The organism is Stieleria tagensis (assembly GCF_024129865.1).
Taxonomy (GTDB): Bacteria; Planctomycetota; Planctomycetia; order Pirellulales; family Pirellulaceae; genus Stieleria; species Stieleria tagensis.
Map to the genome: position 1 here is coordinate 168,502 of NZ_JAMYFE010000027.1, position 9,214 is coordinate 177,715.

The 9,214-nt window shown below is 56.8% G+C and carries 6 protein-coding genes; 1 reads left to right on the top strand and 5 read right to left on the bottom strand.

Annotated features, from left to right (window positions below; translation table 11 throughout):
- Positions 1-4: 4 nt before the first annotated feature.
- From NHH03_RS05240 to NHH03_RS05255, 4 genes are all read right to left on the bottom strand, one after another.
- A complete protein-coding gene (locus tag NHH03_RS05240) occupies positions 5-1,930 on the bottom strand; it encodes an acyl-CoA dehydrogenase family protein (protein WP_253154698.1) in 1,926 nt (641 codons plus the stop codon).
- Positions 1,927-4,101, bottom strand: coding sequence for a 3-hydroxyacyl-CoA dehydrogenase NAD-binding domain-containing protein (locus NHH03_RS05245; RefSeq protein WP_253154699.1), 2,175 nt, complete (start codon positions 4,099-4,101; stop codon positions 1,927-1,929). Before NHH03_RS05245 ends, NHH03_RS05240 begins: the two co-directional genes overlap by 4 nt.
- Before the next feature lie 4 nt (positions 4,102-4,105).
- Positions 4,106-5,413, bottom strand: coding sequence for a thiolase family protein (locus NHH03_RS05250; RefSeq protein ID WP_253154700.1), 1,308 nt, complete (start codon positions 5,411-5,413; stop codon positions 4,106-4,108).
- 87 nt (positions 5,414-5,500) lie between these two features.
- Positions 5,501-7,294, bottom strand: coding sequence for an AMP-binding protein (locus NHH03_RS05255; protein ID WP_253154701.1), 1,794 nt, complete (start codon positions 7,292-7,294; stop codon positions 5,501-5,503).
- Between the two features lie 435 nt (positions 7,295-7,729).
- Between NHH03_RS05255 and NHH03_RS05260 the strand changes: the two genes are divergently transcribed.
- Positions 7,730-7,975 (top strand): DUF2513 domain-containing protein, encoded by a 246-nt coding sequence (locus tag NHH03_RS05260; RefSeq protein WP_253154702.1) that lies wholly within the window; start codon positions 7,730-7,732, stop codon positions 7,973-7,975.
- 253 nt (positions 7,976-8,228) lie between these two features.
- Here the strand turns inward: NHH03_RS05260 and NHH03_RS05265 are convergent.
- On the bottom strand, positions 8,229-9,214 hold a 986-nt coding region (locus NHH03_RS05265), incomplete at its 5' end, for a hypothetical protein (protein WP_253154703.1).

The following is a 9,214-nucleotide window of genomic DNA, read 5'->3' on the forward strand; positions in this document are numbered from 1 at the left end:
CGTTCTATTTGTAAGGCTGCAAAATCGCACCTGGCGACAGCCCGTTCAATTCGTTCCAACCATGCTCGGCAATTTGCTGACCCAACTCGGTGACTTGGCGGAAATCCGCGTCACTGGGCTGATCACCCACGATCCGCCGCTTCAATTCGCGGCAAACGGTATCAGCGGCAGCGCGTGTGATCGGATCGTTTTGGTGACCCGCATAAAGCGCCGTGACCAACATCGTGACTGCGTTCTGAATTTGCAGCGACAGAGCTGACATCCGACATTGACGGTCGGCCAGTTTCAGTTGGTACGTCCGCATGGTACCGCTGATACGGAATCCGCTTGCCGACAAATATTGTTGTGCAAACTCCACGTGTTGATTCAGCTGATCCGTCGCCGAGCGCGCCACCCGAGACGTGGTCGTCCAATGGGAACCGACCAGCATTCGTTTGCCGTACCATTTGGCATAGTCAGTCATCGGTCCCCGCAGCGCCCACAGGTGCGCGGGATTTGCCAAATTCGGGTGTTTGATCCCCTGTTGATGCAGCGTGCGGCCGATCGGTTCAAAAAATTGTTTGCCGTGTTGCTTGACCAACGATTTGAAAAACGCCATGCCCAGCATCTCGCCTTCGCCTTCATAGATGCAGGGCGCTAAAAAGTCATGCACGTTGTCGCCAAATAAATGGCCAGCCAAAAACGATCGGCCGCCGTGGGTTTTCATGAACAACTCGATCGCCGCTTCCTTCTGCGATTCGCTACCGAAAATTTTGGCAATGATGCATTCCATCTCGCCGCGATAGCCTTGGTCCAGCAAGCTGGCGCACCAATGTGTCAGCGCGTCACAGCCGACGATCAGCCCGGCGAGATGCCCGATTCGCCGCCGAACCAATTCGCGATGTTCGATCGGTTGTCCATAGGTCTCTCGATAAGCGGCCCAGGGCAGCATTTCCGATAACATCATCCGCATCGCTCCAGCCGCATTGGCGCACAGTGACACGCGGCCAAGGTTCAACCCATGGTAAGCAATCGTCAGCCCGTCACCCCGCGGAGGAATCAATCGGTTGGCCGCCGGCACGCGAAAGTTTTTGAAAACCAACCCGTGGTTATGAGCCCGTGCCAGTGCGTAGATTTTATAGCGATTGATTTGAAAGGATTCGGTTTCCTGTTCTGGCAGCTCGACAATCAGCACGCTTGGTACGTCATCGATCTTGCAAACCAACCCGATCGTCCGCCCAAACGTAGCATTGGTAATGAACAGTTTTTCGCCGTTGACGACGTATTCGTCTCCGTCCAGCACCGCTGTCGTTTTGAGCGCCGTCAAATCGCTGCCGGCACCGGGTTCCGTCAACGCAAATGCGGACAATCGACTGCCGTCAGCCAAACCCGGTAAAAAGCGTTGCTTCTGGTCTTCGCTACCAAAGGCACGAACCGGATCCACTGCGCCGATGCAACCGTGCACAGACGCCAGTCCCGCGACCGTCGGATCCAACGTTGCCATCTGCGTGATCATCCGGGCAAAATCACGCATCGTTGCGCCGCTGCCGCCATAGCGTTCGGCGACCAACAGCCCCCAATAGCCGGCATCACCCAAGTCGCGCAGCACTTCGTCGCTGATCTTTGATTGGTCATTCAGCAGCGTGCCTGCATCGCGATGGGTGCGAACGATGTCCAACGAGCGATCGATCACGCCGACCACTTTCTCACTTGGTAGCGAGGGTTGAGGCGAGAACAGCTCGGTCGGAACACGGCTGTCCCAAACCGCGACATGGACCGGGCTGTTGACCGTTTGGTGTTGCTGGGCGAACAGATCCTCGACCTGGTCGTCCGCCGTGTCGATGACGCCCGTTCGTGCGGCTTCATCAGCCGATGCCCCACCCAATCGCAACGCGATCTCGGCAAATGACTCAACCGGTTTTTCAGGGCTTTGATCGATTTCAATACTCATTGCATCGCTCCTTTATAGAAACCACTGTCCGTCTTCGAGACCGCCAGGTCTTGCAGCTCTTTGGGCGGAGCAAATCGCTCGCCATAGCTCTTGTGCAATCGATTTAGATTCTCCAACACCGTCTCGGCGCCGATCGCATCGACGACACTTAGCGGGCCGCCGCGGTGGGGCGCAAATCCGGTCCCCAAAACCATTCCCAAATCAATCGCCCAGGGATGATCGACCACCGATTCTTCGTCACAGCGAATCGCTTCGGCCAACATCGGATAAATCAATCGTCGCTGAATATCAGTCATGCCATCGGCCAGGAATTCGCCGCCAGCGGGGACGTGTTTCAGATGCCCCACAATTTCCAACGTCGCTCGAGGTGTCTTTCGTCGACCGCTGTAGTCGTAGAAACCCAGCTTCGATTTAGTACCGGTCTGTTTTTGCAACACCATCGGCTTGAGCGTCTCAATCACTTCGTCGACCCCGGTCAGAACCGACCGCATGGTTTCCGCGACGTGCAAAGCAACGTCCAAACCGACATGATCCAGCAGTTCCAACGGCCCCATCGGCATGCCATAGCGACGGACTTCGCGGTCAATCTCGGCGACGTTGAACCCCTCACGCAACATGATCACGGCCTCGCCCAGGTAGGGGAACAGAATCCGGTTGACCAAAAATCCTGGTGAATCCGATGTGACGATCGGTGTCTTTCCTAAAGCTTTGACGAACGACACCAGTTTGGCGATCGTCGTTTCGCTGCTCTGTTCTCCGCGGACGACTTCCACCAACTCCATCCGATAGACAGGATTAAAAAAGTGCAGCCCGGCAAAATTTTCTGGCCGTTCAAGTGCGGTGGCCATTCGGCTGACCGACAATGAGGATGTATTGGTTGCCAAAATTGCGGTGTGACTGATCGTTCGCTCGGTCTCACTCAACACTTGTTTCTTGACATCCATTCGCTCCACGACTGCTTCGACAACGCAATCTGAACTGGCCAGCGAGGCGTTTTCGTCGCTAACCGAAATCAAGTTTCGCAGCTCACCCCGTCGGACTTCGTTCCATCCCTTTCGTGTCCCGTATTGGTGGACCATCTCGTCGATTCGGTCGCGTCCGGCTTGAGCTGCGCCGGCATCAATTTCTTTTAGAAACACCCGGTAACCACGTGTCGCTGCGACTTGACCGATACCTGCCCCCATCGCCCCCGCGCCGATCACACCCAGCTTGCGGATCGGATCCTGGTGAATGACGTCGGTCACGCCACTGGACCAAGTCGTCAGGTCTCTGGCACGTTGCCGGGAAAAGAACAGACGCAGTAAGTGACGGCAAGTCGGTGTGTTGATCAGTCGACTGAACTGTCTTCGTTCGGTTTCGTAACCATCCACGTCGCTGCGAAAGCCGTCTTGGACCGCGTCGATCGCGGATTCGAGTGCCGGATAGTGAACCGCTTTTTTGATGATCTGCTTACGAGCCATCGAGAAGATCAATGCCCGCAGCGGCAGCGTCGATTCCAACCACCGCATCCATCGGCCTCCACCAGCTCGCGACAGTGACCCGGTGCTAGCCAATTGGTGGATCAACTCGCGAACTTCGTCATTCCAATGCTCTGGTGCGATCGCGCGGTCGATCAAGCCCACCTTTAGTGCCGCGCGCGCCGACAGGTGCTTGCCCGTTAGGATCATGTCCAACGCATTGCGGATGCCAACCGTTTTCGGCAATCGCTGAGTGCCTCCCCAGCCTGGGATCACGCCCAGTTTGATTTCCGGCAATCCGGTCTGTGTGCTGCTATTGTTGCGGGCAACGCGGTAGTCACAGGCCAGCGAGAGTTCCAGTCCGCCGCCCAAACAGGGACCATGGATCAACACCAACGTCAGCATCGGCAACTGCTCGATTCGGGCGAACAGACGTTGACCTTGCAGTAGTAACTGCTCCGCTTGCTGATCAGACTGGATGTCACCGATCGATTCGACGTCGGCGCCTGCGAGGAACCCACTTTCTTTGCCACTTTGAAACACGACCACCGTCGCGTCGCGTCGATGTTCCAATTCGGTCACGATCTGATCCAGTTCGGTCATCACCGAATGATCCAGCACATTCATCGGTCGGCCGGGAACGTCCAGCACCACGCGAATCACGCCATTGTCGTCGCATTCAAAAGTAAAGTTCTTGTAGTTTTGCGCGTTCATCGTTTCATTCCTCCAGGTCGGTTTCCACCACCATTGCAACGCCTTGTCCACCGCCGACACACAACGTCGCCAGCCCACGGCGCTTGCCGCTCTGGCGCAGTCCGCGCAGCAGTGTCAAAATCAGTCGGGTCCCCGTTGTGCCCACCGGATGTCCCAGTGCGATCGCCCCGCCGTGTTCGTTCATTCGCTGGCGAGAAAATTCTCCCAGCGGACGATCGCGGTCCAACTCCTTCTTGGCGAAGCTGGCTGATTCGGCCGCCCGCTCGCAGGCGATCACTTGGGCCGCAAAAGCCTCGTTGAGTTCGATCAAGTCAAAATCGTTCATCGACAGTCCTGTCTGACGTAGCAGTTTCGCGGTCGCATAGACCGGTCCCAGCCCCATCCGATGCGGATCACAACCCGCGATCGCATAGGCGGTGACGTATCCCAACGGTCGATCAAACCGTTTGGCCGTTTCCAAATCGCTTAACACCAATGCCGCCGCGCCGTCGGTCAGCGGGCAACTGTTACCGGCCGTGACCGTGCCGTCGCGGGCAAACAGAGGACGCAAACGAGCGAGTTGTTCCAGCGACTGGTTGCTACGCGGGCCGTTGTCTTTTTCGATCGTGAGATCACCTGGCAAACCGACGGCGGCAATTTCGCCGGACAGGAAACAGCTTTCCCGCGCCGCTGCGGCACGCTGATGACTGTGCAATGCATAGGCATCCTGTTCCTCTCGCGAGATTCCGAATTCCTTCACAAGCACCTCAGCGGTTTCGCCCATGTTCAAACCCGATACCGGATCGGTCAGTCCCAACTGGACTCCAATGACGGGTTTGAAATGGCGAGGACGGAACGATGCGATTGTGCGGATCTTTTCCCACATCGTCTTGCTACGCGCCAGCCGCATCCAAATCGCTGCGGCCTCGGGGCGGTAGAGAAAAGGGATTTGTGACATCGATTCGGTACCACCGCAGACCGTGATTGCGGCGCGTCCCATTGCAATCGCGTTCCAACCCGCCAGGATCGATTCCATCCCGGACGCACAATTGCGATTGACGGTGTGTGCGATTCGATCCTCGGGAACTCCGGACGACAATGCGATCACTCGGGCGATATTGGCGGCATCCGGTGGGCCGGCGACATTGCCCATCACCACCTCGTCAATCTGTTCGATATTGAACGTGCCACATTGGGCACTCACGTCCCCGACAGCGGCTAGCACAGCATCGGTGCCCAGTTTCACTGCGCTCACGGATGACAAATCGGTGTATGCTTTGGAAAACGGTGTGCGTTTCCCAGCAATCACTGCGATGGGGGGACGGTCTTTCATAGCGAACTCCTGATTCAATTTTTCCAGTGGTGCGTCAAAGCAATCCGTGTCGTAGTTGGGCGTGCCAGCTACGTGAAACACCGCCAGTTAAGGTTTCAACGTCTCCTGCTGGTTTGGTTCTCTCAATTCTCTGCGGATCACTTTGCCCAAAAAGTTGCGAGGCAGATCCGTCGTGCAATGGGTGTAGACACGTGGCCGTTTGTAGGCCGACAGATGGTCGCGGCAATAGGCGTCAATCGCTTCGGTGTCTGGCGGTGTGCCGTCGACCGTGACGATAAACGCATGAACCATTTCGCCACGCTCTGGGTCGGGCGTCGCGATCACCGCTGCGTCTTTGACCCCATCGGCCTGACGCAACACCGCTTCGACTTCGCTGGGATAGACATTAAATCCCGATGTAATAATCAAGTCTTTCTTGCGACCGACGATGCTGTAGTACCCATCGGGATGTCGAACCGCCAAATCACCCGTGTACAACCAACCGTCGCGAATCGTCATTCGCGTCGCTTTGGGGTCGCCCCAATAGCCGAGCATCACCTGAGGACCACGCACACAAAGCTCACCGACCTCTCCTGCGGCGACCTCGCCAGCCACCGATGCAGGGTCGGCTTGGGAATCGACAATTCGACACTCCGTTTCTGGCAACGGTAAACCGATGCAGCCGTATTTGGGTGCCGCAAACAGATCGCCGACGTGTGTTACCGGTGATGCTTCGCTTAACCCAAACCCTTCGACCACCAATGGGCAATGCTTCTCGCTGCGACAATGTTCGGTGAACTCCACGGCAACGGATTCTTCCAGTGCAGCGCCGCCGGAGATCACCCACCGCAGCGAATCCAGTTTTTTGCTGGGGTACTTTCTTAAACGCGCGTTCATTGCGACCAGCATCGCCGGCACCGCATGGAACACACTCGGTTGATGCGCTTCAATCAACTGAATCACTTGCGCGGTATTGAACCGATGGTGCAATACCAGTGTGGCCGCCATCGCGGTACCGCCCATCACCGTTGCCGACATGCCGTAGCTGTGAAAGAACGGAAGCACAGCCAACACCTTTTCCGTGGCGAACGAGCGACGGGTCCACACGTATTGCTGCCATGCATTGGCGACCATGTTTTGATGGCTTAGCGTGACCGCTTTGGGGCTTCCCGTGGTGCCGCCGGTTGGCAAGATGTAAGCCGGATCGGCTACCGGATCGATGGAGATCGGTTGCCAGGCTTGGTCGATCTTGCCTAGTTCCTCCCAAAACCAACCAACTTGCTTGCCGCCGTCAGCGGGCCGTTGACGCAGCCACTGGTATCCGCGTTTGATTAGATACCCCAACTGTTCGTGTGCCGGCAGATGCTTGCGTATCGAAACCAACAGCGTTGTCGATTGTGCCGGGGTAGCCGGCGTTCCAGACAGCAAACTGGATAGCAAGTCCAAACAGATCACATGTCGACACTTGGTTTTTGCCAGCAGCGCGGCAACTTCCTCAGCAACCATCAGGGGGCTGATCGCCAAGACGATGCCGCCGGCGCGCCAGATCGCGTTGGCTGCGATGATGTACTCGGGAACATTGGGCAATAGCAATCCGACGCGGTCTCCCGGTCGGACGCCCAATCGTTGTAGCATTGCGGCGCAGCGGATCGAATCCGCGTTCAGGTCGCGATAGCTCCAACTCTCACTGCCGTAAACGACCGCGGTATGATCCGGTACTTGTCGCGCGGCATGTTGTAGCAATCCAAATGCCGGGCAGTCGTGATAGCTGGCCAATCCAATCGGACTGTGCTGCAAACGCTTGCGTTGGACCGGTCTGGACGTCTGCCGGGTAGCGCCAGGATCGTCCGTTTTCAGGGACTGAAAATGGCTGTGGCCGCTTTCTTCGGTTGGCTTGACCATCGATGGTTCTCCTGTCGAAGCGGCCCGAAGAAAGACACTGAATCGCTCGCTCAATCCGGGCGAGACCGCTGTTGCGGCGCCAAATTCAGTGCCCTGTATGGGATATGCATCATCACGCGTTAATAAAAACGCGGCGGGGCGATCTTTGACCCCTTTCCTTGCGTGCAGATCGGGGCAACAGCAACCGAGCCGTAATTGCTGCCCTGTGCATGCAGTGAATACTAGGGCGACAATGCGATAAAGACAAGTAAAAACTCTTTATTTGGCAATAGCGTCGCGCAAGCCATCCTTGAGGCCGTTTCAGCCTTCCCCCCGAGCGATTGGATGCAAGTTGCGGGCGGAAGCGGTCCGAAAAAGAAGGATGAACCACGTTTGCAATTCTCAGCTCGCTGAATGCGAACGTCTTCCTGGCCCCGCCCCGAGTGAAGATCCACGATGAAGCGTGACATGATATTAGTCCGCAAGGTGCTCGATTTTGTCGAAGCCAACGGAGCTCGCCTGTTTAAAGGTTCGATACGAATCGAAGGCTATGAGCGAGAAGTGATTAACTTGCATCTCTATTTGTTAGCCGACGCCGGGTTCATCGAACTAGGGCAAGACACGTTGGCCGACAAAGGCCCATTGGTGCTAACCTGGAAAGGCTGCGACTATCTCGACGACCTCCGCAGCCAAGCCCCCTAGCAACAGTGTGAATGCCAGGGGACAGAGCCCATTGAGGAGTGTGAATGCCAGGGGACAGAGCCCATTGAGGAGCCGCTGCTGTTCCCCGCTCGGCGAGTCATCGACGGCAGACACGATTCCCAACACGTTTTCACCTGATCTAACGCGTGATCGTCCCATTGATTTGGGCAATTCTCTTCCTTGGCGCGTACCGGTACCCTAGTGAACTCGGTTTGGTGGGCTGAGTCGTCGGGCGACAGAACGATGCAGCTTTCTATGCCGCTGACGTCAGCAACTCGCGGGCGCTGGGCCGGACTCGGAAGCGACGCCCGGTGCGATAACTTCGCTCGGCGTCGATGCGATCACAGCGACCAGCCAGATGACAGAACATCTCTTCGAAACTGGCGACCAGCGCTAGCCACGCCGGTTTCTGTAGTCCTAACCGCTTCAACACCGGTGGTGCGTCCGCCGGAGTCGATCCGGATTTGCCGGGGCAGAACTGACGTGCTGTCCAATCGAGTAGTTCGAAGTAGGCCTCGGTACTGATCGACAAGAAACCTTTGTCGCTACAGCGAAATGCCGTTTGGCTTGCCACCGGACCGGTTGGATCATTGGCTTCGTCAATTGTGAGCTGTGCAAGGAATCTGTCCCGCCGTTGCTCAGGAGTGAGGGTCGGAAGCGCTGAGTCGGATTGGGAAACTGTTGAATTGGTTTCAACGCTTGTGTCCTGCAACGCTGCCGCGAGTTGCTGACGCGTTTCGATGCGACGTTGCACCGAGGTGTGATCGCTGGCTTCGATGGTTTCTGCTAATCCGGCGCGAATCGGATTCAAATCCACATAGGCGGCGCAGGCCATCAGAGATTCTTCATCAATGATTCGGATCGCACGAAAACGGTCCTGCCAAAATCTCCCCATCTCCTCTTCTTCGCGGTTCGCCCGCTGTGCGATGCGTTGATTCAGCAACCGCATCCACCAAGAGATGTTGCTCAGCCGCTGCCGGGCCTCTGCCAATTTCACCGGGCAGTTGCGAATCGAATTCAATTCGGGTTCGGTCGGTACAGCGGGCTTGCCATCGATCTTGCGCAGGGGACAGATCAATAGCCAGCGGCGTGCGACTTCGCTGTCATCCCAGCTGGCGACAACATCCGGCCGCGAACGGAGGATCAGGTGGTAGTGGTTCGACAGGATCGCATAGCACAGTAGATCGATGCCGAAGCAGGCCGCGAAATGCTCGAGCAATTCTTCGATCCAGACCTTGC